Source organism: Halopseudomonas salina, from assembly GCF_014637955.1.
GTDB classification, from domain to species: Bacteria; Pseudomonadota; Gammaproteobacteria; order Pseudomonadales; family Pseudomonadaceae; genus Halopseudomonas; species Halopseudomonas salina.
Genome location: NZ_BMFF01000002.1, coordinates 20,033 through 42,888 on the forward strand (window position 1 = coordinate 20,033; position 22,856 = coordinate 42,888).

General features: G+C 57.5%; 22 protein-coding genes and 1 pseudogene. 9 read left to right on the top strand and 14 right to left on the bottom strand.

Features of this window, described 5'->3' with window-relative positions; translation table 11 throughout:
• Nucleotides 1-116 precede the first annotated feature (116 nt).
• From IEV54_RS04080 to IEV54_RS04090, 4 genes are all read left to right on the top strand, one after another.
• The gene (locus tag IEV54_RS04080) at nucleotides 117-2,048 is read left to right on the top strand and encodes a metallophosphoesterase family protein (protein ID WP_150276082.1); all 1,932 of its coding nucleotides are present in this window, start codon (nucleotides 117-119) and stop codon (nucleotides 2,046-2,048) included.
• A 60-nt stretch (nucleotides 2,049-2,108) separates the two neighbouring features.
• Nucleotides 2,109-2,456 carry an ArsR/SmtB family transcription factor gene (locus IEV54_RS04085; RefSeq protein ID WP_150276083.1) on the top strand — a complete coding sequence of 116 codons (348 nt, stop codon included), beginning with the start codon at nucleotides 2,109-2,111 and terminating at the stop codon, nucleotides 2,454-2,456.
• A gap of 133 nt (nucleotides 2,457-2,589) precedes the next feature.
• Nucleotides 2,590-2,973 carry a hypothetical protein gene (locus IEV54_RS17320; RefSeq protein WP_229734520.1) on the top strand — a complete coding sequence of 128 codons (384 nt, stop codon included), beginning with the start codon at nucleotides 2,590-2,592 and terminating at the stop codon, nucleotides 2,971-2,973.
• Nucleotides 2,894-3,796 carry an MFS transporter gene (locus IEV54_RS04090; RefSeq protein WP_229734521.1) on the top strand — a complete coding sequence of 301 codons (903 nt, stop codon included), beginning with the start codon at nucleotides 2,894-2,896 and terminating at the stop codon, nucleotides 3,794-3,796. Before IEV54_RS17320 ends, IEV54_RS04090 begins: the two co-directional genes overlap by 80 nt.
• Nucleotides 3,797-3,857: 61 nt before the next feature.
• Here IEV54_RS04090 and IEV54_RS04095 read toward each other — a convergent pair whose 3' ends face one another.
• From IEV54_RS04095 to IEV54_RS04115, 5 genes are all read right to left on the bottom strand, one after another.
• A complete protein-coding gene (locus tag IEV54_RS04095) occupies nucleotides 3,858-4,469 on the bottom strand; it encodes a hypothetical protein (protein ID WP_150276084.1) in 612 nt (203 codons plus the stop codon).
• Between the two features lie 111 nt (nucleotides 4,470-4,580).
• Nucleotides 4,581-4,958 (bottom strand): hypothetical protein, encoded by a 378-nt coding sequence (locus IEV54_RS04100; RefSeq protein WP_150276085.1) that lies wholly within the window; start codon nucleotides 4,956-4,958, stop codon nucleotides 4,581-4,583.
• Nucleotides 4,951-6,195 (bottom strand): YbfB/YjiJ family MFS transporter, encoded by a 1,245-nt coding sequence (locus tag IEV54_RS04105; RefSeq protein WP_223825328.1) that lies wholly within the window; start codon nucleotides 6,193-6,195, stop codon nucleotides 4,951-4,953. The genes IEV54_RS04100 and IEV54_RS04105 overlap by 8 nt, the downstream gene beginning before the upstream one ends.
• Nucleotides 6,196-6,475: 280 nt before the next feature.
• The gene (locus IEV54_RS04110) at nucleotides 6,476-7,846 is read right to left on the bottom strand and encodes a heavy metal sensor histidine kinase (RefSeq protein ID WP_150276086.1); all 1,371 of its coding nucleotides are present in this window, start codon (nucleotides 7,844-7,846) and stop codon (nucleotides 6,476-6,478) included.
• On the bottom strand, nucleotides 7,843-8,514 hold the full coding sequence (locus IEV54_RS04115; RefSeq protein WP_150276087.1) for a heavy metal response regulator transcription factor: 672 nt from the start codon (nucleotides 8,512-8,514) through the stop codon (nucleotides 7,843-7,845). The genes IEV54_RS04110 and IEV54_RS04115 overlap by 4 nt, the downstream gene beginning before the upstream one ends.
• A 149-nt stretch (nucleotides 8,515-8,663) precedes the next feature.
• On the opposite strand from IEV54_RS04115, the gene IEV54_RS04120 reads away from it, so the two are divergent.
• Both IEV54_RS04120 and uraH read left to right on the top strand, forming a co-directional pair.
• Nucleotides 8,664-9,164 carry a GlcG/HbpS family heme-binding protein gene (locus tag IEV54_RS04120; RefSeq protein WP_150276088.1) on the top strand — a complete coding sequence of 167 codons (501 nt, stop codon included), beginning with the start codon at nucleotides 8,664-8,666 and terminating at the stop codon, nucleotides 9,162-9,164.
• A 10-nt stretch (nucleotides 9,165-9,174) separates the two neighbouring features.
• Complete coding sequence (uraH, locus tag IEV54_RS04125; RefSeq protein WP_150276089.1) at nucleotides 9,175-9,585, top strand: hydroxyisourate hydrolase; 411 nt, start codon at nucleotides 9,175-9,177, stop codon at nucleotides 9,583-9,585.
• Nucleotides 9,586-9,641: 56 nt separating this feature from the next.
• Here uraH and IEV54_RS04130 read toward each other — a convergent pair whose 3' ends face one another.
• From IEV54_RS04130 to IEV54_RS04140, 3 genes are all read right to left on the bottom strand, one after another.
• Entirely contained in the window at nucleotides 9,642-10,361 is a 720-nt protein-coding gene (locus IEV54_RS04130; RefSeq protein ID WP_150276090.1) for a hypothetical protein, read from the bottom strand.
• Nucleotides 10,362-10,596: 235 nt separating this feature from the next.
• The gene (locus tag IEV54_RS04135) at nucleotides 10,597-11,919 is read right to left on the bottom strand and encodes a substrate-binding domain-containing protein (protein WP_150276091.1); all 1,323 of its coding nucleotides are present in this window, start codon (nucleotides 11,917-11,919) and stop codon (nucleotides 10,597-10,599) included.
• Nucleotides 11,920-12,133: 214 nt separating this feature from the next.
• A complete protein-coding gene (locus IEV54_RS04140; protein ID WP_150276092.1) occupies nucleotides 12,134-12,730 on the bottom strand; it encodes a pyridoxamine 5'-phosphate oxidase family protein in 597 nt (198 codons plus the stop codon).
• 99 nt (nucleotides 12,731-12,829) lie between these two features.
• On the opposite strand from IEV54_RS04140, the gene pdxR reads away from it, so the two are divergent.
• Nucleotides 12,830-14,269: a MocR-like pyridoxine biosynthesis transcription factor PdxR gene (pdxR, locus tag IEV54_RS04145; protein ID WP_150276093.1), complete on the top strand. Its 1,440-nt coding sequence runs from the start codon at nucleotides 12,830-12,832 to the stop codon at nucleotides 14,267-14,269.
• Here the strand turns inward: pdxR and IEV54_RS04150 are convergent.
• Nucleotides 14,249-15,232 (bottom strand): alpha/beta fold hydrolase, encoded by a 984-nt coding sequence (locus tag IEV54_RS04150; RefSeq protein WP_150276094.1) that lies wholly within the window; start codon nucleotides 15,230-15,232, stop codon nucleotides 14,249-14,251. The genes pdxR and IEV54_RS04150 overlap by 21 nt on opposite strands.
• 129 nt (nucleotides 15,233-15,361) lie before the next feature.
• Here IEV54_RS04150 and IEV54_RS04155 point away from each other — a divergent pair.
• Nucleotides 15,362-15,794, top strand: a pseudogene (locus IEV54_RS04155) (GNAT family N-acetyltransferase).
• Between the two features lie 126 nt (nucleotides 15,795-15,920).
• Here IEV54_RS04155 and IEV54_RS04160 read toward each other — a convergent pair.
• Both IEV54_RS04160 and IEV54_RS04165 read right to left on the bottom strand, forming a co-directional pair.
• Complete coding sequence (locus IEV54_RS04160; protein ID WP_150276095.1) at nucleotides 15,921-16,310, bottom strand: septal ring lytic transglycosylase RlpA family protein; 390 nt, start codon at nucleotides 16,308-16,310, stop codon at nucleotides 15,921-15,923.
• 101 nt (nucleotides 16,311-16,411) lie between these two features.
• Nucleotides 16,412-16,747 (bottom strand): ArsR/SmtB family transcription factor, encoded by a 336-nt coding sequence (locus IEV54_RS04165; RefSeq protein ID WP_223825329.1) that lies wholly within the window; start codon nucleotides 16,745-16,747, stop codon nucleotides 16,412-16,414.
• 100 nt (nucleotides 16,748-16,847) lie between these two features.
• On the opposite strand from IEV54_RS04165, the gene IEV54_RS04170 reads away from it, so the two are divergent.
• A complete protein-coding gene (locus tag IEV54_RS04170) occupies nucleotides 16,848-17,936 on the top strand; it encodes an NADH:flavin oxidoreductase/NADH oxidase (RefSeq protein ID WP_150276097.1) in 1,089 nt (362 codons plus the stop codon).
• 38 nt (nucleotides 17,937-17,974) lie between these two features.
• Here IEV54_RS04170 and IEV54_RS04175 read toward each other — a convergent pair whose 3' ends face one another.
• The 3 genes from IEV54_RS04175 to IEV54_RS04185 are packed head-to-tail and all read right to left on the bottom strand — an operon-like array spanning nucleotide 17,975 to nucleotide 22,786.
• A complete protein-coding gene (locus tag IEV54_RS04175) occupies nucleotides 17,975-18,514 on the bottom strand; it encodes a DUF3087 family protein (RefSeq protein ID WP_150276098.1) in 540 nt (179 codons plus the stop codon).
• Entirely contained in the window at nucleotides 18,507-21,608 is a 3,102-nt protein-coding gene (locus IEV54_RS04180; protein WP_150276099.1) for an efflux RND transporter permease subunit, read from the bottom strand. Before IEV54_RS04180 ends, IEV54_RS04175 begins: the two co-directional genes overlap by 8 nt.
• A complete protein-coding gene (locus tag IEV54_RS04185) occupies nucleotides 21,605-22,786 on the bottom strand; it encodes an efflux RND transporter periplasmic adaptor subunit (protein ID WP_223825330.1) in 1,182 nt (393 codons plus the stop codon). The genes IEV54_RS04180 and IEV54_RS04185 overlap by 4 nt, the downstream gene beginning before the upstream one ends.
• Nucleotides 22,787-22,856 lie beyond the last annotated feature (70 nt).

Consider the following 22,856-nt stretch of genomic DNA (forward strand, 5'->3'; position numbering starts at 1 on the left):
TGAATACGTCACATTAAATGAGAATCAATTTCAACAAACGGTAATATCTTTGCCGCCAAGACGTCACAGCTCTTGCTGAATATATTCGCTCCGACCATTCCATATCGAGAGCAAAAATGACGTTACGGTATAGCTGTATTGGGATCCTTCTCGGCACCACCCTCCTAAGCGGGTGCCTGTCCAGTAGTAACAGCAGTTCAGATGATACTCCCGCCACTCCACCATCCACGCCTCCACCGGCGCAGGTTAGCAGTCTAAAAGTAGGTTTTTTACCAGATACCCAGGGTGGTGGGGCCAACACCTCCATTCATCCAATGCGCGCCTTGCTGGAGTTTTATCGTGAGCAAGCGGTGGACGTAGTGCTGGTCGTTGGCGACCTTTCAGAAACAGCAACCCCTGAAGAATACGCACAATGGCGCAGCGTGGCAGAGGATTACAAGAACGACTTTACCTTGCTACCGGTACAGGGCAACCACGACATCAAAGGTGCGGACCTTGACTGGGTCGAGAACGTGTCAGATCTGGTACCCGCTGATGCCACCCATATGCCAGGGCAAGAATACAAAACCTATGCTCTTGTGCGCGACAACGTTTTGATGATCAACATTTCCTATGGCCACATGCCATTCACCTACGACTTTGTCCGACAGACTATCGAGACAAATCGAGACAAGGTCGATCACATCATTGTTTCAACGCACAACACCATGGTGGGATCGCGCTACGGTTACATTCGTGAGAAAGCGGTCGAAGCCTATGATACCTCTGCCTCTGACCAGCAGTTTCTTCAAGTGCATGAAGACTACCGCCAGCTCTTTGCCGATAACGACGTTATCTACGTAGCCGGCCACGAGCATCAGTACGTACGTAGCCTGGTGGCCGGCAATTTTGGTGGCCATTACACCGAGATAGTCAGCGGAAACGCTTCCTATAAAGGGTACGACAGCCGCTTCGGAGAAAGTGAGCAGATTCAGAACGTACTGATGGTCAAGGTAAATGATTCAGGAGCCACCGGGCAACTGGACGTGAACGCGTCAATTCTCACCTTCAATGGTGATCTGGTCGATTACGCCTCCTATTTCGAGAATCACACAATCACTTCCAACGCAGATGGGATGAAGGAACTGGAACGCCCGAACTGGAAATTGATGGACCGCTTCAGCCGCACCACTGATCGTTGTGACAAGGTTGTTTTCCCCTCCAGCATTCCTGCGGGGAACCAGCTGAACATGACCCACGACAAACGCTACAACACCAGCGCGTGCGTGTCTGCGAACGGGTTTGAAGCAAAAATAATCGACGGTGAAAACAACATCTTCAACCGCTATGAGACTCGCACCCGGACCACCGACGTGGAACCCGGTGTCAATACGGCCACCAGTAATACTGCACTGGCGGCACGCTACTACCGTTGGTTGCATATCCCGCACGCCAGCTATAGCCCCAACCTGAACAACAATCAGCGGGTACGCCTGATTAATGCGGGAACAGCTGATGAAGAAGTGCAGATCCGCGAAACGACCATCGACCTGAAAAAGCAGGTATCACTGAGCTGGGTGGCTCCGATCGCCGGCGCACTGTCGGACGCCCTGATCATCAGCGGGATACAAGGTCAGGATGGCACCTACATAAACGCACGTGGTGTAGCGAAAAACATTCAGGCCGACATTGGCCTCCCAGGCAGTTTTGGCGACGGCAGTGAATCAGGCAAGCAACCAGTGACCCTGCCAGCCGGACGGGTCAACAGCAACTGGATTCTGGACGACGATAGCGAAGGCGATGACTATGTGTTGCAAATGAATCTCCCCGCCGATCTGGATCCGCAAACGCTTACACTGGGTCGCTGGAACGCCCAGACTGAACAGTGGACACCAGTGGCAGCAACTGAGTGCCTGAGCCAGCAGAGTTACGACCCAGGCTATATTAGTGACCTACCTGGCGATGTGGAAGCAAGCTGTCCTACGGCAATCGGTGTTGTAACGGTAGGCGTTCAGCATGTATGGGCAAGGCTCGATCAAGACGGCATCTATGCTTTGATTGAAAGATAAAACCCTGGCATCCAACGAAGACAGTTTACATGTGCACACACATGCACATATATTACTTCGATGAATAAGCCACTCACCCGAAACCAGGCAATTGAAGCCGCTATCGACTCTCTTGATAGCGGCTTTTTCAAAGCATTGTGCGAACCCACCCGTGTCGCTGTGCTCAAGCGCGTCATGCAGCTGGGTAGAGCAGACGTAAGCGCAATTGCAGCGCAGCTGCCGCAAGAGCGTTCGGTTGTGTCCCGCCATCTGCAAATTCTCCTTGAAGCCGAAATAGTCCGTGCCACCAAGGTGGGCAGACAGGTGTTCTACGAAGTTGACGGGGCAGCAATCATCGGGCGTCTTGAAGGTATTCTCAGCCACACCAAAAGCCTCACTCCACTGTGCTGCCCAAACACATCGAGCTGAAACATTTACCCAATTAGGTGCATAGGTGTGCATTTATGAACATGAATAGGGACCTATACGCTGAACCGGTAATCGGTGGCGACCTGGCAGGCAGTGGAATCGAGCCGATCACTGCAAGTTGGGGGACCCGATCATGGCCTTGAGCCTCGCCTCAACGCAAATCAACAGATTCAACCTGGTATGCGCACTGGGTGTTGCCCAGATTCTGGCCTGGGGCACCACCTACTACCTGCCAGCGGTTCTTGCTACTCCCATTGCAGAAAATACGGGATGGTCAATTACCTTCGTTGTTATGGGTCTGGCGTGGGGGTTACTGACTGCGGGAGCCTGCTCACCTCTTGCAGGCCGGCTGATCGACCGGCTTGGTGGTCGTTCGGTGCTCGCCGCCAGCTCAGGCTTGCTGGCCATGGGCTTGCTACTAATGGGGCTTGCTACTAATGGGGCTGGCCCCCAATCTGCCAACCTATTACCTGGCATGGACGTTTATCGGTGCGGGCATGGCTGCGGGCTTGTATGACGCGGCCTTTTCTACTCTGGGCCGTCTGCTGGGAAGCGACGCACGCGCATCGATCACAGGCCTCACGTTGCTTGGCGGGTTCGCCAGTACCCTGGGCTGGCCACTGATCACCGGAATGGAGCACCAGTTCGGCTGGCGTCATACCTGCTTTGTTCTTGCTACCGTTCATCTGGTCATTGGCTTGCCGATCCATCTTTTGGCAATACCCCGCAGCCCCTCACTAACAGCCGAGGGTGTATCCACCCCCGATAACCCGGCAGAATCAGGTGTACCGGATAAATCAGGCTCCCGGCTTCTGCTGTTACTCGCCGTGCTGCTGACCACTCAATCGCTGGTGGCTTCCACCATGTCAGTTCACCTGCTGGATGTGCTCGAACTGCTTGGCATCACTACGGCAACAGCTCTGGCGATCGGAATGATGGTCGGCCCCTCTCAGGTCGCCGCAAGGCTGGCTGAGTTTTCCATAGCACGTTATTTGCATCCTACCTGGTCCACGCGCATAGCTGTCGTGCTCTGCGGACTGGGTATCGGGTTGTTGTTGCTTGCCACGCCGTGGCTGGCCTTTGTGGCAATGGGTCTGTACGGGGCAGGTATCGGCATACTCACCATAGCGCGCGGTACGCTGCCCCTGGCTCTCTTCGGCCCCGCGGATTACGGCACGCGCATGGGCCTGCTTGCACGCCCCATGCTGCTGGCTCAGGCCTTGGGGCCTGTCGTCGCCGCGCTCATTCTTGAAAGGTCTGGCTCATCCCTCTTGCTGATCGTAATGTGCGCACTCGTTGCAGTAAGCCTGGCTGTAAGCTTTACCCTTCCGGACAAATGAAGCACCCCTACGGACCAACAGGCTATATTCGCTGACACTGCATATCACTAACAGCAGCGACTCAAGGCGCCAAGAACGGATTCTGAGGCAGCCATACGCCCAGGAACGGCTGTTTGGCAATGATGTCAGCGTCACTCACTCGAGAATATCGGCTTTTGAACATCGCCAGGTCCCGCTCACTGCGATCCCTTATCTCTGGCAGCAGATCTCCAACCACAGGCTGATTCAGGAAGTTGCTACCCATATCCACATTCATATGCAAATTGCCCAGGTACAAAGCCTTGCCGGATTCGACCGTGAATTTGATCTCGGGTACGGGCTGTGCGGGTGTGTAGCGGGCCATGCCATGGGTCAGTTGCCAGTATCTCAAGCTGTTTGGGCCGACTGGCATTTCCAGTACAACCAGACGACCGGAATCCTCTTCCAGTTCACTAGGCTTGAGAGTGGCGCCGGGGATATGCTCTTCCCGCGACTCCACATAACCACCTTCGGTAAAATAAAAAAGAGCAACGGGACCAAAACCGCTCTCGACTGAGGTACTCACGCTGGCAAACACGAGCCCGGTATCTACCATCTGGCCAGGATCAACACCCTGATTAACGTTTTTTGTGGCGCAGCCAACCAGCATCAGCATGGCTAGCAGGCAAAGGGACTTCCATGTACCAAGAATCACGGTGACCTCCTGTCGTAAATGATACTGCTTTCAAAATCATAGCCAGCATACAAAGTGCAGTCGACAAAAATGTGATGGCATGCATCGCACAGACTAAAACTCTTCAGCGCACTATTTCGTTACAGCAAGTCGACGTGAGGCGAACAGCAGAACACAGGTAATAATTATTTCCGCGGCAATCATGTCGGTCGCAAAGGCGGCGTCGTGAACAGCCCAAGCCAGTATTCTGCCAAAGGCTGCAATACCCAGCAGCATGCACGCCGGGTAATACCATGTGCGCTGCGAGGTAATCAAAGCGAGCAGAATCGATATTCCCAGGGCCAGGAAGAACGCAGTCATGTCACCAATCTGCGTACTGCGCCCCAAGCCGTCGAGCAGCGGCATACCCAGGGCTCCCGCCGCTGCGGCGGGGTCCACCAGCCAGCGCAAGCCGATTGCCAAGAAAAGCACACCGAGCAACGCAACAACAACGCTTAATACTCTATTCATTATTACCTCCGACGTTCAGGCAAGCGCTGGATATCGAGTCCTGCTTTTCCCGACGATCCCGGCGCTCGATGAATTTCAACCCGAAAAGCAGTAACGCACCAAGCATCATCACCGCGGCAGCGCACCAAAGCCCCACCGCATAGCCCCCGAAGCGGGTCGCCAATATACCCGTCAACGCCGGCCCGATAATCTGGGCCACACCGTAGGCCAGGGTCATGCGTCCCATCATGCGTGCCGGGCGCGTGGGGTAGTAGCGGCCAGCCATGGTCAGGACCAGACTGACCATGCCGATAAAAGTCGCGCCAAACAGCCAGGCGCCGCCCAATGCCGCCCAAAGGCCGTGATGCAGTACCGGCAGGAGAATGCCAACCACCTGCAGTAGTGCAGCCGTAATCAACGCGTTGAGGTCGCCGAACCTGCGCGCAATCAGGTCCCAGAGAATACAGGCTGGCGCTGCGCCGATGCCGAGCAGCAGAAACGCCAGGTTACCCCGCCCGCTCAGACCCGGAAGTTGCTCGACAATCGCCACTATGAAAGTAGCACTGACTACATAGCCAATACCGGCGCAAAAATACGCTGCCATGAAAACCTGCAAGTACAGACGACTGGGCGGACTGTCTGTCATCGCCATGCCACTGGTAGTCTTGCCACTGGTATCAGGCGGCGGCAACCAACGCAACGCGGGTACCGCCAGCAAAACGGCCAGCGCACTGAACGCAAGCCACTCACCGCGCCAGTCAAGCCACTGATTTAACAACGCGATCAGCGCAGCGCACAGGGCGATACCAATCCCGATACCGGAGAACTGGATGCCCAGTTCACTCCGCTGACCGTGGCGCATCAACCAGTTGAGAACCAGGGCGCTACCCAGCAGCATGCCTGCGGCGCTGGACAGACCAGCGACATAACGTGAAATACCCCATACCCACAGGTTGGTACTGGTAGCCATTATCACTGTGCTGAACACCGCAAGCAGGATACCAAGCCGGTACAACCGATCTTTGTATCGCAGGTCACTGATGAAAGAGGCCAGCAAGGCACCACTGAGGTATCCGGCATAGTTGATTGCCGCAAGCCACCCAGCATCAGCCACGCCAAGGCCGGCCTGGGCCTGCATTTGCGGCAACATGGGGGTATAGGCAAAACGCGCTACGCCGAGCGTCAGCATAAGGCTGAAGATGCCGGAGCAGAGCACTTGCAGGCGTTGGGTGGCAAGAGTCATGGCATGAGTATGCATGCCATGACTGCCGCCCGCCAGGGCATTGATGTGGGTGATAGGGTCAGTTGCTTTGCTGATGCATCTGGTGCAGCTCACGCAGGCGCTCGCTGCCGTCTTCGGCCTGGGCCAGGGTGCAGGTAAGTGCAGAAATGGAAAGCAGAATGGCGAATACGATTTTCATGTAATTAACCCTTTGTACAGTGATTAGCGGTGGCGAGTGCCGCCGCTTGACCTGCACAGGATATGAAAACCGTCCCGGCGCCAGCATGACGCGGTCATTACAAAGTTGTCATGTGCTTTACACCCTGGCCGGGGCTGGAAAATACAGCTCGAAACAGACCCCGTCGCTGATATTGGACACGCGAACGAATCCGCCATGCAGGCCCATGATTGCCTCAACGATCGCCAGTCCCAGCCCACCGCTATCACCCGGCTCACTTCTCGAGGGATCTGCCCGGTAAAAGCGCTCGAACAATCTGGGCAGGTGTTCCGGCGCGATGCCGGGCCCGCGGTTATGCACGCTGATAACGGTGTGCGCTGCTTCGGTCCAGCTGGTGATGTTGATCGCAGTACCTGTGTTGGCATGGCGGATGGCATTGGCAATCAGATTTGCCAGGGCCCGGGTCAGCATCTCCGGCTCTACCCACAAGACACCGTTGCAGCGATTTACCAGCGTCAGCTGCCGTTCCTCGGCCATACCCTCGAAATAGTCACAGAGCCCTTCAACGCTTGTATGTAGCTCGGTCAAGCGGCGCTGAAGGCTCTGCTTGGGCTGCACGCAGCGGGCCAGGAACAGCAGGCTATCGATCATCCGTGCCAAGCGCTCGAACTCCTCCAGATTGGACTCCAGCAACTGTTCATGCTGTTCGGCCGAACGTGGCAGGCTGAGTGTCTGCTGGGTTTGACCGATGAGATTATTCAAGGGCGTGCGCATCTCGTGGGCCAGGTCGCCCGAGAATCGCGACAGTTGCTCAAAGCCTTCTTCCAGCCTTCCCAGGGCCTGGTTGAAACTGCTGACCAGGGTATCCAGTTCGTTGTAGCGGTTGACGGTGTGCAGACGCAGATGCAGGTGTTGGCTGTCGATCGCCCCCGCCTGCAACGCCAGTCGTCTCAATGGTCGCAGACCCCGCTGGCTGATCCAGAACCCCAACAGGAACGACAGCACGCTACCGGCACTGAGCACAGCGATCAGGTTTGACCGGTACGCCGTCAGCATCAATTGCCGTTCAGCTAACAGGTGCCCGGCGATTAACGTCAAGGCTCTCCCGTTCACCCTGATCTGCTGAGTAACCAGGCGATAGGTCTGAGCTTCATCCTGATGAAAAATCGGCTCGCCGGTGACCGGCAATGCAGGCATGGGCAAGCCGGTCGGATTTATGCTGACCAACCTGCGATTGTTGTCATCGAGTACCCAGAGAAAATGCTGAGTATTGCCCAGCATGTTGGCGTAAAGCTCCGGCCGGTCGGTTGGTGCGGTCAGATCAGGACTGTTTTCCAGCAATAACTGCACCCGCTCGAGGCGCCCGAGCAAGCTTTGGTCATCGCGCCAGGCAATTTCACGCTGCAGTGACTGATACAGGTATAAACCGATACTGCCCAGCAGCAACGTGCCGACCAGAGCAAAAGCCAGGCCCAGTCGCAGGCTCAGGGAACGCATCAGAAAATTCACGGAGAGCCGTCCAGCTTGTATCCCATACCCCTTACCGTATGCACCAGCTTGTGCTGGAAGGGATCATCTACCTTGGCGCGCAGCCTTCGAATAGCAACGTCGACCACATTCGTGTCGCTGTCGAAGTTGATATTCCAGACCTCCGAGGCGATGCGACTGCGTGACATCACTTCCCCCGGATGACTGATCAGCAATTGCAACAGGGCAAACTCCTTGTTGGTCAACGTAATACGCTTACCCCCACGGCTGACCTGGCGACGCAGCACATCCACTTCCAGATCCTCCAGCCGGTGATGCTCAACCTCGCGCAGGGGTGCGCGGCGCAACAGGCTGCGCACGCGGGCGAGCAGCTCTGAATAGGAGAACGGCTTGACCAGATAATCATCCGCACCCAGCTCCAGACCCTTTACCCGGTCTTCAACGCTATCGCGTGCCGTCAAAAACAGGACCGGCGTCTGTCCGCGCAGGCGGATCAGTTTGATCAGTTGCCAACCGTCAATGCCAGGCAGCATGACGTCGAGAATAATCAGGTCAAAGTGGTCTTCTTCGATCAGATGCCGTGCATCCAGCCCATCAAGGGCCACTGCCACCTGATAACCAGATTCCCCCAAACCTCTCTGCAGATACTCGGCGGCCTTGCGTTCGTCCTCAACAACCAGAATGCGCATGTTCTTCTCCAGATGCATGCCGCCAGATTAGAGCCAAACTCCAGGCATGCCCATTACAAATACGTAATGAAGTAGCAATGCGGGTGACCGTTCCGGTAAAGCAACATGCAGCCGTACTCACATGCACCCCGGAACACGGAGATACCCACATGCTGCATAAACTTTCCCTAATGACGCTGTTTATCGGCAGCCTGGCGGCGGGCGCTGCCCAAGCCGATAGCGCCGGCATAGCAGAACGAAAGGACCTGACCCTCGCACTCGGTAACCAGTTGGCGGCAGCCACCCTGACTGCCTGCCATGCCCAGAATCGCAGCGCCGTGGTTGCCGTGGTGGATCGCTCAGGCCATCTGGTTGCGCTGCAACGCGATGACAACGTCGGCCCCCATAACACCCTGGCAGCCCAACGAAAGGCGTTCACCGCCCTGTCTACCAAGACCGCCACCAGCGAGCTGGCCAAGCGCGCCCAGAGCGACCCGAGCTCGGCCAACCTCAACACCCTTGATGAGTTGCTGCTACTGGGCGGCGGTGTTCCGGTGCTGGTTGATGGACAGGTAATCGGTGCCCTGGGAGTAGCCGGGGCTGGCGGCTCCAGTATCGACGAGGGCTGCGCCAACAGCTCAATAGAACAATTGATCCAATCAGATGAGTAAGGAAAAAACCATGAAGCTAATTCCGCGTTACACCCTGGCATTACTGCTGACTGGCATGGCCGGTATTGCGCTTGCCGCAGAAAACCCACTCAGCGTTCACGTGCTGAATCTGGAAGACGGATTACCCTCACCTCAGGTGCGTGTCACCCTGGAGCAGCTCCAAGGCGCAGGCTGGCAAGCCCTGAACGAAGGCGTTACCAACCAACAGGGCCGCATCACAGAATTGTTCCCGGCGGGCAAGACGCTGCAGAGCGGCACTTACAAGGTGACCTTCAAGACTGGTGACTGGTTTGCCATGCATCAGGCACCCACTTTCTTCCCGGAGGTGCCGGTGATTTTCGAAGTGGATGGTGGGGTAGATCACTACCATATTCCACTATTGCTCAGCCCCTACGGTTACTCGACCTACCGCGGTAACTGAGCCTCCGTAACGTACAGGCGTTGATTACCCGTTGTACGCCCTGTCGCCTGCAGCATTCAGGTTCTGAAATTGCTGTAGGCATGACAGTACATCCTCCGCCACTCATCACTGATACTGCCGCTGCTCCGACACTGACCTTTTAGCCACTGCTGTGCACCTTTGCGGCAATCACGGTACGAGAGCGAGCCTTTGCCCAGGTTCAGACAAAAACTGCTGTTATCTATACGGTTATTGTGAAAATCAAAGGTGGTTTTCCACCGGGATGTGTTTCCTCTGGCATCCTCCCAGAGAATGGACGCCGCCTTGGAGCCAGAGAGTCCTTGCGCTCGGGTTCTGGTTGATCGCCGCGTAGATTCAACAGGTACCGACTGAATGATATTGACCTGTTTAGGAGGCATGTAGTTGGTGTCGTTAAAGGTCGTCTGCCTGGCGACCACCTCGCGTTCAGGATCAGGGGGCACGGTTGTCGCTTGCCTCTTGCGATCCCGCTCTACATGCTCCCAAAACGTCATTTCTGCCGTGGGTCGCGGCGGCTGAGGCGCTGCCTCGACAGCAACCGATTGTGCCGGCTGACTGGGGGCTGGCCGTTCTGTTTCGACAACATTCTCCTGATGACCTGAATCAACCTGGCTTGGCGTCGGGTCCCGGCCGTTACCGTTCAGGTATAGAAGCAAGCCGCCCCCAAGCACGGCGGTAATAATGACTGCGCGCTTGGTGGAATTATTGCGCGCGCCCCTGTTGAGCCTGCGCGGCCCATCATCCCTGTCAGCTCTCATGACTTTCTCCTTGTCCTGCCGGCCCATTCACCGCCCCGGCAATCCTTGTAGCGCCCCTTTATCTGCTCAGGTCAACCACGACCCCATGAACATCATGGCATTCTTGCCCGCCCCTGGCTGCGTCCATGCTTTCCATCTGTGGCGCAGGTCACACTGTCGCAGCGGCACTCCATACGCCAAAAGCGGCCAGACTGTGTTTGGCAGAGAAGCATCGGCTGCGTGGAAACAAAATAGCTCAACGCCTGACCCACACCTCGACCCGACCGTTGCGCTTTGTACCGGCTTCCCCACCCGCAGAGCCCACGGGCATGTAATGGCCGTAGCCGGTGCGCCCCTGCACCTTGGTACCCAGCTCTCGGAGGGCCTTGCTGGCGGACAATGCTCGCAGCTCAGAGATCATTTGAGCCTGGAGCTCGTCCCCCTGCTGATCCGCAAAACCAATAAGCATCAGATCTCTGCCGGTTTTGCCAGTTTCCTTGAGATACGCCTGAATTCGCAGCAGGTCCCGATTAGCCTTGTTGTCGAGTTTGGTGCGTCCCTCAGCAAAGCGAATATTCACAGATAGCCGCTGATAACGCTCGGTCAGGCGCTTGAAGGTGTCGGGCACGCTAGCATCATGCACCGGGTCGACCGCAAAGGGGTTCTGGGAGAAAAATCCGGATTTGGCCACAATATCCTGTCCGGCCGGGCTCTGCGCGAACTCGATAAAGGCCTGGGTCAGCGGCTTGCCAGTGTTGCCAGTGGTGTAAAAGTACAACCGGCGAGATAGTGCATAGTCTTCAGTCGCCACCGACAGCTTGCTGGGCTTGAGGGCCGCCGCGTTACCGTCGGCAATAGCCAGAAGCTTGCTGGTCCCCGCCGAAGCGAAACCGGCAAAACCAATGGCAGCCGGGTCCTGGCTGACATCCGCTGACAACTGGTCGTTCGACTCGTAGCGCAGAGCTCGGTCGGTCAGCGTATAGGCCCCCGCCAGAACCAGCTCCTTGAAGGTGTCCCAGGTTCCTGACCGGTCATCGCGGGCGTACACGGTAATAGCTCTGTCGGGCCCACCAACGGAAGACCAGTTGATAATCTCTCCGGCAAAGATCTTCGCCAGGGACTCTATGCTGAGCTGCTCAACCGGATTTGACGGGTGAACCAGTATTGCCAGCCCGTCTATGGCAATAACATGCTCACTATCGGCATGAACCATGTCGGCCCGTGCCGCCATGGCAGTGACTTCGCTGGCTTTGACCCGCCGCGAAGCCGCCCATATATCTGCCCTGTTGGACACCATCGAAGTGAAGCCGGTGCTGGTACCGTGTGCCGCTACCAACACCGTCAATGGTGTGGCTTTGTCCGTAACGCTGAGTACGGTCTCGTTTTCGTTCCCTGTGGCGGTTGCGGTCACAGCCTCTCCGGTTAGTTGCTCCAGGAAACCTGTCATCAGCATGGGCGCGAGGGTGGCACCAATGGTGTTGGAGCCATGGATCTCCAGGTCGTGGGCAGAAACCAGGCCTGGAAGAATAGTCAGCGTGAGCCACAAGCGGCATAGTAGGTAACGGCAAATGAATGACATGGTTGGTCTCATTGAAATCGGACATGCAAGTTCGGGCGGCTAGAATGCGACCAAAAGATGTCAACTGGATTACAACAAGGTTACGCCCATACTGCGAAGAGCAACGCTCCCGAAGTGAAGCCCGGGACACAGATGGGGCTTTCAACCGTCGGATTTGTTGCATTCTTGCAGCCCGATCTGGCCTCTCACATCGTGCCAGAAGCAAGGCGCACAACTAAGCTTTCAGATTGCCATGCCACACCGGCAAATCGAGATCCTCGGGTTCCTCGACAGGGCCCCCTGTCCGGCTTTTGAAGGCCCCCTCCTCAATGGGTATCCGGAACAATGCGGTGGCCTTGCGCTCCTTCGCATTGGGTGCCCGCACCTTGTCCCAGCGGCCGGGTTCGATGTCGTTGATGACCGCTCTGAAAGCCGCATCAAAGTCATCCTCATTCACTACCCGCTCCGCCCTGCCAAACAGCACCAGTGATTGATAGTTGGCGCTGTGGTTGTAGGCAGACTTGCTCATCACCCACTCCTCGGTCACAGCAAAGGACAGACACAGTTGTATGCCCGCATCCAGCCGCTCTGCCAGCCTGCCACCGTTTAGCGTATGTACGTACAGGTCATCGCCCACGCGCCAGGCGGTGATTGGAATGATGCGCGGCTCACCCTCCTCAACGAAGGCCAGGTGGGCGGTTTTCAGCCGGTCAATCAGAGCATAGGCCGGTGCGCGTTCGTAACTCGCACGTTTGGCGGCTCGCTTGACCTTGCTGCGCGGGCAACAGCTCAGCGGATCTGAAGAGGTTGTGTTGTTGTCAGTCTGTGACATGGGAGCTCCATTGGAAGGTAACTGTCCTGGGCTCCATTTAAGGCTTTATCTGATACTCTCAAAAGATCCAGATTGTGAAATCTAACAGGACCAGTTGCCGTGATTGACGATATTCGCCTGGACGGCCCAGAGCCACTCCAGCAGCAGCTATACCAACAGCTTGCCGAGCGCATTATCGACCGCCGCTATCCGGCGGGCAGCCGCCTGCCATCCAGCCGGCAACTTGCGCTGGATATGGGCATCAGCCGCAATACGGTAAATGCAGTTTACGATCAGCTGAAAGCAGAGGGCTTTGTGCAAAGCCAGCCCGGCAAGGGTTTGTTCGTACATCAGCGCATCCACTCGGACACGCTCCAGCGCATCGGGCGGCCTGTCCTGCAACCCGATGGGGTGGCATTGCTGCCTCCCATACCGAAGCTGCAAGCCAGCAAGTACGACAGAGCTGGAGATGTCAGCCTGCCCTTTCAACCTGGCTTACCCGATCTGGATGCCTTTCCGATTCGCAGTTGGAATCGCATCCTGCATCATCAGGAAAGTCGCAAAAGGCTGCGCGGTTACGACAGCAGCCAGGGTTACCTGCCGCTGCGCCACGCCATTGCCGAGTACCTGCGCTCGGCCCGGGGCGTGCGTTGTCAGGAGCATCAGGTGATTATTACCAACGGCGCTCAACAGGCACTATCACTGGTTATGGATGTGCTGCTGAAACCCGGCGACCGGGTATTCAGTGAGAATCCCGGCTACCGCGGTGCCAGATACGCCCTCGCCTCCCGTGGCAACCCGGTAACCTCGGTGCCGCTAAAAAGACAGGTGCTGGACGTCGACGCGCTGCCCGCGTTGGGGCCGGCCAGATTGCTGTTCTGCACCCCCACACATCAATATCCCATGGGTGGCATTCTCGACATTTCCCAGCGCATGGCGTTATTGCGATGGGCGCAACAAAACCAGACGTGGCTTATCGAGGACGACTACGACAGCGAATTCCATTTCTACAACAAGCCCTTTGCCGCTATGCAGGGCATGTTCGACCACGCGCCAGTACTCTACGTCGGCAGTTTCAGCAAGACCCTTCTGCCTGCCCTACGCGTGGGCTATCTGGTTGTACCGGAACCGCTGGTTGACCATTTTGTGCAGGCCAAGCAGGTTAATGGCGGAGAGAGCCCACTACTCATTCAGGCGACCATTGCGGAGTTCATGGAGACCGGGCAGTTCACCCGCCACGTGCGCCGGATGCGTCAGTTGTACCGCGACAAGTGGCTGCACTTTCAGGCACGGGTAGCCGCAGAGCTGGACGGGCTGGTAACGCCGGTGGCCGAAAGCGCCGGCATGCATCTGGTGCTGGAAGGAGACTTCGACGATCAGGAACTGAGCCTTTGGCTCAGAACCAGAGGTTTTGGCAGTACACCGCTGAGCTCGCATTTCTTTGGCGAGGGGAATAGAACCGGCCTGGTCATGGGCTTTGCCAGCGCCAGCGAACATGAAATCGAAACATGCGTCGCTCTATTGAGGGAGCGACTCGGATCAAGCCCGGTCGCTCGATGACCCGGCAAAGGTCACCAGAGCATCGTTCACCTGCGCGCAGGCTTCGCTCTGCACCCAGTGTCCTATATCCGGCAGCATCACAATGTCCAACTGAGGAATGCGCGGAGCCATTCGCTTTCTCAGCTGTTCTTCACTGGCACCGCGTATGACGCTGTCGGCACTACCGACCAGAAACAGCACCGGACAGGTAATCTGCATATCGCGATACGGCTGCATCAGCCGCCAATTCTCGTCCAGGTTGCGGTAATAGTTGATGCCACCTGCAAAACCACTGCGGCGATAAGCATCAACGTAGTAAGCCAGCGCTGCGTCGGCAAGCCATTCCGGCTGCTCGCGCGGCTTGCCCAGCCGGCCTGTCCAGCCACCACCCTCCGTTATCGACCGCCCAAGCACGGGCGGATCGCGCGGCGTATCCGGCGAACAGTAAAGCGCACGCAAAATGCCCTCTGGATCGGCATCGAACTCAGCCTCGGCCACACCCGGTTTCTGGAAGTACAACTGGTAGAAGAAATCGTCGCCAAAATGCTCGCGCAAAAGGGTCATTGGCGGACGATCAGCAATGGGGTGCAGCGGGACGCTCATGTTCGCCAGCAGCGATACCCGATCCGGGTGGCGCAGCGTGAATTGCCAGCAATTGATTGCTCCCCAGTCATGACCAACCAGCAGCACCGGTTGTGCTCCACTGGCCTGCGTCACCAGATCGGCCATGAATTCGCAGATCCGCACCACGTTGTAATCTGCAATTGCCGGGAGGCCATCGGTCTCGCCGAATCCGGGCATGTCCGGCGCGATGGCGCGGTACCCTGCATTGGCCAGGGCAACCATCTGCTCTCGCCAGGTAAACCAGCATTCCGGCCAGCCATGAATGAAAAGCGCCACCGGCCCCTGACCGACACTAGCAACGCGGGTACGCAAACCGGTGACAGACCAGGATTCAAGGGTGATGTCTTCGAGTGCGAACATATTGACTCCCTGACAGGACAACTGATTGTGCTGGGGCTTGCTCAGCAGGTCAAAAGTAGAAAAGCATAGCAGCAGGCAATCAAACACCTAACCTGTACTTCGACATAAGACTATCCAGCAGGCTAATCAATGAACACACGTATCGAAATCGCATTAAATCCGGGGGACGCTGAACGCACAGCTATTCTTCAGCCTCTCAACGCTTACAACATAGCGCAGGCAGGTGACCCCAAATCGGAAGCAGTCGCCCTGCTGGTCCGCGACGAAGATACCAACGACATCCTTGGCGGCCTGTATGGCAACATTTTCTATCGCTGGCTATTCATCGAATTGTTGGCGGTGCCAGAGCAAACCAGGGGCCAGGGTACAGGGTACAGGCTCAAAGTTGCTTGAGATGGCCGAAAAACTGGCACTGGAGAAAGGCTACATCGGCATCTGGCTGGACACTTTCGATTTTCAGGCTCCCGAGTTCTATCCGAAACACGGTTTTACCCGGTTCGGACAAATCGACGATTTTCCTCCGGGACATCAGCGCTACTTCTTTCAGAAACGGTTGGACTGATGCGCAGGGGTAAGCCACAGTTTCGCTGTCTGGATAAGATCATCGAAGAGGAAAACTTCTGCGCAGAAAATAGATTTGTATTCTTTTAATCTATTCTCTCAACAACGCAAAAGGAATCAGATCAAGCTAGCGGATAACTTCTATCTCCACGCGCAACAAACCCTCCGAGGCGCGCCCTATGCTTTCGAAGGCCGCACGGGACAAGTCTATGATCCGGCCTCTGACGAAGGGGCCGCGGTCATTTATTCGCACCACGACACTCTTGCCATTCTTGAGATTGGTTACGCGAACCATCGAACCAAAAGGCAGAGTCCTGTGCGCGGCTGTATTCTCTCCGGCCTGATAAAGCTCGCCACTGGCGGTCGGCCTGGCAAGGTACCTGTCCGCGTAGTAGGACGCCTGGCCGGTTTCGGTATGGCCAACCCATTTATCGTTCGCACTGGCCTGACTGGTACTGCAGCCGCTGACCGCGAAAAGCAGCAATAACAGCCAGAACGTTCTGGTTAACCCTTGCATACGCCATCTCCCTATAGGTGGCACTTAAGCAGCAATCCCATGCAGGAACCGCCGTTCAGCATACGCGATACAGGCAAGAACGCAGAATAAAGCCGCCATTGTCAGATCGCAGCGGCCGCTGGGCTCCGCTCACCCTGGACATGCTGCGCCAGTATGGCGGCAAGCAAACCTGGAAAACGCTCATCCAGTTCGGCGCGGCGAAGTGAGTTCATATGCGTGGTGCCGACGCTCTTGGTGCAGACCAGACCGGCGTCGCGCAGCACCCGGAAGTGGTGGGACATACTGGATTTGGGCCGGCCACCGTCAAGCTCCCCGCAACTGGCCTCGTCCACCTCCGCCAGGCGCTGAACGACTTCCAGGCGCACGGGGTCACTCAAGGCGTAGAGCACGCGCTCAAGATTGAAGTCACTGACGGGGGGATGTTTAAAAGGTCGCATGGGCTGAATCATACACTCGGCTTTACTTATGATCCATAGTTCGAATATTATCGAACAACTGAACCAAGCCATCATTCACTATCACTTCACGGAAGCTCCCATGTCTGCACTGTTTCAACCCTTCAGCCTGAAAGACGTCACCCTGCGCAACCGCATCGCGGTTCCGCCCATGTGCCAATACTCGGCCACCGACGGTCTGATCAACGACTGGCACATGGCCAACTACACGGGCATGGCCCGCGGCGGCGCTGGTCTGGTGATCGTCGAAGCCACAGCAGTATCGCCGGAAGGTCGTATTACCCCCGGCTGCGCCGGCATCTGGAACGATCAGCTGGCCGAGGCATTCATTCCGGTAGTGCGCAGCATCAAGGCCCACGGCGCTGTTGCGGGCATCCAGATTGCCCATGCCGGCCGCAAGGCCAGTGCCAACCGCCCCTGGGAAGGTGACGACCACATCGGCAACGATGACGCACGCGGCTGGCAGACCATTGGCCCGTCCGCTATTCCCTTTGGCGCCCACCTGCCCAAGGTGCCCGATGCAATGACCCTGGACGATATTGCCCGGGTAAAGGCTGACTTCGTTGCCGCCGCAAAGCGTGCCCTGGACGTGGGATTTGAATGGCTGGAGCTGCATTTCGCCCACGGCTATCTGGCCCAGAGCTTTTTCTCCGAGCATGCCAATCAGCGCACCGATGCCTATGGCGGCAGCTTCGAGAACCGTAGCCGTTTTCTGCTGGAAACCCTGGCCGCCGTACGCGAGGTCTGGCCACAGAACCTGCCGCTGACCATTCGTTTTGGTGTGATCGAGTTTGATGGGCGCGACGAGCAGACGCTGAACGAATCCATCGAGCTGACGCGTCAGTTCAAGGCCGCCGGCATGGACATGATGAGTGTCAGCATGGGCTTCGACACCCCCACCGCAAATATTCCCTGGGCGCCCGGTTTCATGGGGCCGATTGCCCAGCGCGTGCGTGACGAGGCAGGTGTGCCGGTGTCTTCCGCCTGGGGCTTTGGCGAGCCGCATATTGCGGAAAAGGCAGTAAGCGATGGTCAACTGGATCTGGTGATGGTCGGCAAGGCCCATCTGGCCAACCCGCACTGGACCTATCTGGCCGCACGAGAGCTGAAAATCGACAAGCCTTCATGGACCCTGCCGGCACCTTACGCGCATTGGCTGGAACGCTACTGAGCAAGGCGCAAGCGGGTAACTGCTAGCGCCCCGGCAGCTCAAGCCGAAGTATCAGGCTTGCGCTGCTGGAGGCTGGCCAGCCATGCGGGATCCAACCGGTACTGGTCGATCGAAAGGCCCGTCTCAAGCATCGCCTGACGATGCTTTTCCAACGGCCCACTGAGCTCATCCGCTGCCTGTGGGTGGCCATCGAGCCGATGCATTTCCACCTGACCCAAGTGATAGAACCGGAGCAGCTTCATGGCCTCTGGCAAGCCTGCCTGCACGCCCGCTTCCACCTGATGCATCACGTTGGTAACGCTCATCAAGCTGCGCTTGAGCTGCCAGCCATATACCGCAGGCTGCATCCAGCTCTGATGCCAGAAAACGTAGCGCACCAGCACTATGGTGAGGGCCACACCCAGCAGCACACCACCCAGATTCCAGCGAAAATTACTGCCCTCCGTGCTACCAAACAGAGCGACTGCAAGCGCTGACAATGACATCGCCAAAACGGCAAAAATCACCACTATAACCAGCGTGCTCTTGCGCGTCTGCTGACGATAGCGCTGCGGGTCGAGATGTTGGATCTCAAACATGGGAGTTGACCTGATCCTGTGTCTTCGAGGCCCGGCGGGCAGCTAACCAACTGCGGGCGTTATCCCCCAGCACCAGCATGCAGGGGGTAATGAACAGTGTCAGTACGGTCGCGACGGTAAGACCGCCGGCAATCGCGCTGGAGAGCTGGGTCCACCATTGGGTGGAGGGCGCGCCAAAGCCCAGGCTGGGTTCCAGCAGGTTGACGTTGACGGCCAGCACCATGGGCATCAGGCCCAATACCGTGGTGATGGAGGTGAGCAACACCGGGCGCAACCTCAGGCAACCGGTCTCCCAGGCGGCATCGACAGCCGAGGCGCCGTCTGCGCGGATCTGGTTGTAGGTGTCGATCAGTACGATGTTGTTGTTCACCACGATGCCCGACAAGCCGATGATGCCCATCCCCACCATGACAATGCCGAATGGCTGACTGTTGACCAGCAGGCCCATCAATACGCCGGCTGTGGAAAACACGATCGCCGACATGACCAGCATGGCCTGGTACCAGCTGTTGAACTGCACCAGCAGGATCAACAGCATCAGGAAAATCGCCACCACAAAGGCAGTACCCAAAAAGCTGGCAGCTTCCTGCTGGTCTGCGCCTTCGCCAGCGGTATTGACCTGCACCCCTGGTGGCAGGTCCAGATCGCTGTTGAGCAGTGCGTTGAGGCGCTCGCCGACCTGGGCGTCGCCGGTCAGATCGGATTTGATGGTCACCGCACGATTACCATCGATACGGTTGATCACGCTCGTCTTGGGTGCAGGCTCGACGGTGACAAAGTTGCCGATGGGCACCTGCCCTCTGGGCGTCTGGACGGTGAGACGCGTAAGCTCCTCCACCGAACGCCAGCTCTCGGGAAAACGCACGCGTATGTCGACCTCATCACTGGCATACTCCGGCCGGAATTTCGCCAGCAATAATCCGTTGGTAACCATTTGCACGGCATTGCCCACGGTCATCACGTCGGCACCAAACCGGGCTGCGGCGGCGCGATCAACGTTCACTCGCCATTCGATACCCGGCAGACTGCGGTCATCTTCGATATCTACAAAGCCGCCCAGCCGGTTCATTTCCTTCACCATGAGCTCAACGGCCTTATCAATCGCGTCCTGGTCTTCTCCAGTGACCTGGAGCTCGATCGGTTTGCCCGCCGCAGGGCCGTTCTCCTGCTTGCGAAAATCCAGAATGATCCCGGGGATGTCCGCCGTCAGGTCGCGCATATCATCCAGAATGGCATTGGCGCGGCGTCTCTCGTCCCAGTCAATGAACTGGAACTGGATAGTGCCGACCACATCAGGTGGCAGCTCGTTGCTGGCAGAAACCAGGGAGCGCGCGTACAGCGCCTTGACCTCGGAAAGTCCGAGCAAACGCTGCTCTACCTGTTGCAGCAGATCATCGCGTTCATGAATAGACAGGTCGCCCCGAGCGCGCACCAGCACCTGAGCCGACTCCGGCTCGACCTCGGGAAAGAATTCCACGCCGTGGTTGAAGTTGGCATAGGTAATAAAGATCACCATCATGACGAGCAACATGCCGCCAAAGGTCAGGCCTGGACGCAGCAACAATTTTTTCAGCAATCGGCCGTAGGCTCTTCCCGTGCGGCTGCCCCCCTCTGCCGGAACGGCAGGCTGGTGGCGCTTGAGTGAACCCAGTACCGGCAGAAATATGAGCGCCATGACCAACGAGGCCAGCAGTGCGATGATCACCGTGGCCGGCAAATAACTCATGAACTGGCCGACCACACCTGGCCAGAACAGCAACGGCCCGAACACCGCAATGGTCGTCGCGGTAGACGCAATTATGGGCCAGGCCATACGTTCTGCAGCGTTACCCCAGGCCTCTTTCGGCGGCTGCCCCTCGGAGATATTCCGATCAGCCAACTCGCTGACCACAATCGCACCGTCCACCAGCATGCCGGCCACCAGAATCAGTGCAAACAGCACAATGATATTCATGGTGAAACCGATCAGGTAAAGCACCAGAATCGCAGCCAGAAAGGCGCCTGGAATGGTGATACCCACCAGCAACGCCGAGCGCAGACCCATGGTGGCGACAATCAGAATCAACACCAGCACCACGGCCGTCAGTACGTTATTGAGCAGATCCGACAACATGGTTTCGACCTGGTCGGACTCATCCATGATGTAGTGCACTTCCAGGCCTTCGGGGAAGTACTCACTGGCTTGCTCGATCAGCGCCCGGGTCTGCTCGGTGGTCGAGATGATGTTGGCGCCAGCGCGTTTTTTCACTTCCAGCACCATGGCGGGCTGGCCGTTGATCCGGGCAAACCCCATCGGATCCTTGAAACCGCGGTTGATGGTGGCCACATCGGCAAAGGTAACGACGGTATCGCCGTCTACTTTAACCGGCATATTCAGCACATCATCGAGATTTTCAATCACGCCAGGCACCTTGATGGACATGCGTCCCTCGCCGGTATCCAGGCTCCCTGCTGCAACCAGGCGGTTGTTGTTGGAGACCAGATTGAACAGTTCCGTATAATCCAGGCCGTAGGTCTCCAGGGCTTGGGGGTCGACGACGATTTCCAGCAGGTCCTCACGATCACCGCCGATTTCGACTTCCAGCACTTCCGGTATCGCCTCGATATTTTCCTGCAGCTGCCGGGCGATGAATACCAGTTCGCTCTGGGATATCGGGCCCGCCAGACCGATCGACATCACCGGGAACAGGGCGACGTTGATCTCGTTGACGGTGGGCTCATCCGCTTCGCTGGGAAGTTTGCTACGACCGGCGTCAACCTTCTCGCGCACGTCGGTCAGAGCCTTGTCTGCATCAAAGCCGGCATCGAACTCGAGCATGACCGAGGCATGGCCTTCGCTGGATACCGAGGTCATCTTCTTTATGCCTTCGAGTGACCGCAGCTCGTGCTCCATGGGGCGGACCAGCAATCGTTCGGCGTCTTCCGGGCTGATACCATCCAGGGTCATCGAGACGTACATCATCGGAATGGTGACGTCGGGGTTGGCTTCCTTGGGAATCGCGTTATAGGCGACCAGGCCACCGATAAACAGAAAGATCAGCAAGGTGATGACCGCCCGGCTGCGGTCTATCGCAGCGTGGATCATCGCACTCATTCAGCGGCTCCCTGGCCCGGCAGAGGTCCGCTTTGCGCAGCCCCGGGCTGAAATTCGTTACTGGCCTTCGCATCAGCTGTCTCGTCCTCGGGTACCACCTCGGTGCGCACCTGTTGTCCAGGATCAACGAATCCCGCGCCCTGGGTAATAACCTGGAGTCTCTCCGGCAAGCCTTCCACCGTCGCACCTTCGTTGGTGATAGCCACGACCCGGACCGGGTAGTTGATGACGCGTCCATCTTCATCCACAGCATGCACACCCAGATTGCCATCCGGGCCAAGACGCAGCAGCGCTGGCGAAAACTGATGAGCCATCACCTCCGGCAACTGGATCCGCAGCGTGGCGCTGCCACCTGCCACACGCCAGAGCTCGGGGTTGGCCAACTCTGCTTCCACGTAGAAACTGCGGGTCTGCGGATCGGCAGCCAGACTGATAAAGCGCACTTCACCCTCCAGTTCCCGGCCGTCGAGCAGGCGCAGTTTCACTGCCTGGCCTTCCGCTACGCGGCCCGCATCCTGCTGCGGAATCTGCGCGGTCGCTTTCAGGCGGGAAACGTTCACCAGCGACATCAGCTCGGCGCCTGGCTGCACCAGCTCGCCTATCTCCACATGATGGCGGTCGACCACCCCATCAAAGGGTGCAACCGGTGAGTTGTATTCCACCGCCAGTTGCGCCGCACTCAGATCAGCCTGGGCGCGCGCCACCTCGCCCTCAAGACGGATGATTTCATTTTCGGTGACGTAATTGGACGCGCGCAGTTTGCGTGCGCCATCGAGCTCTTTCTGGCGCAGGCGATAGATGGCTCGGGCCTGGGTCAGTTGCTGGCTACGCCCCTCGTCGGACAGCTCCAGCAGTGGCTCGCCAGCCGAGATAATATCACCCTGCTGCTTGAGCAGCTTTGCGACCCGACCGGATACCTGCGCCATGACCTGCACCTGCTGCCAGGGCAGTAACTGGCCCTGGAGCACCTGTTCACGGGTCAGCGGCTGGGCCTGGGACCAACGGGTTTCCACTTCATGCATTTGCTCCTCTGCCTGCTCCTCCGGCGGCGGGGCGGTGTCCTTGGCGCTCCGGGTATCACCCAGCAACAGCCATATGACCAGCGCTACCGCCATCAGGATGGCTAGCGCCACCGGTGAGATACCTCGACGGAGTTTGTTCTTCAAAGAAGCAGTCACGGACATTCCTTACCAGAGAGCCTGAATAATAAGCGGCGAATGCAGTTGGGGCGCCTGCACGCCCGGCAGT

What these genes read in the sequence shown, in the direction of transcription:
- IEV54_RS04080 (WP_150276082.1), top strand. Translation starts at nt 117, where the DNA reads ATGACGTTACGGTATAGCTGTATTGGGATCCTTCTCGGCACCACCCTC.
- IEV54_RS04085 (WP_150276083.1), top strand. Translation starts at nt 2,109, where the DNA reads ATGAATAAGCCACTCACCCGAAACCAGGCAATTGAAGCCGCTATCGAC.
- IEV54_RS17320 (WP_229734520.1), top strand. Translation starts at nt 2,590, where the DNA reads ATGGCCTTGAGCCTCGCCTCAACGCAAATCAACAGATTCAACCTGGTA.
- IEV54_RS04090 (WP_229734521.1), top strand. Translation starts at nt 2,894, where the DNA reads ATGGGGCTGGCCCCCAATCTGCCAACCTATTACCTGGCATGGACGTTT.
- IEV54_RS04100 (WP_150276085.1), bottom strand. Translation starts at nt 4,958, where the DNA reads ATGAATAGAGTATTAAGCGTTGTTGTTGCGTTGCTCGGTGTGCTTTTC.
- IEV54_RS04105 (WP_223825328.1), bottom strand. Translation starts at nt 6,195, where the DNA reads ATGCATACTCATGCCATGACTCTTGCCACCCAACGCCTGCAAGTGCTC.
- IEV54_RS04115 (WP_150276087.1), bottom strand. Translation starts at nt 8,514, where the DNA reads ATGCGCATTCTGGTTGTTGAGGACGAACGCAAGGCCGCCGAGTATCTG.
- IEV54_RS04120 (WP_150276088.1), top strand. Translation starts at nt 8,664, where the DNA reads ATGCTGCATAAACTTTCCCTAATGACGCTGTTTATCGGCAGCCTGGCG.
- uraH (WP_150276089.1), top strand. Translation starts at nt 9,175, where the DNA reads ATGAAGCTAATTCCGCGTTACACCCTGGCATTACTGCTGACTGGCATG.
- IEV54_RS04130 (WP_150276090.1), bottom strand. Translation starts at nt 10,361, where the DNA reads ATGAGAGCTGACAGGGATGATGGGCCGCGCAGGCTCAACAGGGGCGCG.
- IEV54_RS04135 (WP_150276091.1), bottom strand. Translation starts at nt 11,919, where the DNA reads ATGTCATTCATTTGCCGTTACCTACTATGCCGCTTGTGGCTCACGCTG.
- IEV54_RS04140 (WP_150276092.1), bottom strand. Translation starts at nt 12,730, where the DNA reads ATGTCACAGACTGACAACAACACAACCTCTTCAGATCCGCTGAGCTGT.
- IEV54_RS04150 (WP_150276094.1), bottom strand. Translation starts at nt 15,232, where the DNA reads ATGTTCGCACTCGAAGACATCACCCTTGAATCCTGGTCTGTCACCGGT.
- IEV54_RS04160 (WP_150276095.1), bottom strand. Translation starts at nt 16,310, where the DNA reads ATGCAAGGGTTAACCAGAACGTTCTGGCTGTTATTGCTGCTTTTCGCG.
- IEV54_RS04165 (WP_223825329.1), bottom strand. Translation starts at nt 16,747, where the DNA reads ATGCGACCTTTTAAACATCCCCCCGTCAGTGACTTCAATCTTGAGCGC.
- IEV54_RS04170 (WP_150276097.1), top strand. Translation starts at nt 16,848, where the DNA reads ATGTCTGCACTGTTTCAACCCTTCAGCCTGAAAGACGTCACCCTGCGC.
- IEV54_RS04175 (WP_150276098.1), bottom strand. Translation starts at nt 18,514, where the DNA reads ATGTTTGAGATCCAACATCTCGACCCGCAGCGCTATCGTCAGCAGACG.
- IEV54_RS04180 (WP_150276099.1), bottom strand. Translation starts at nt 21,608, where the DNA reads ATGAGTGCGATGATCCACGCTGCGATAGACCGCAGCCGGGCGGTCATC.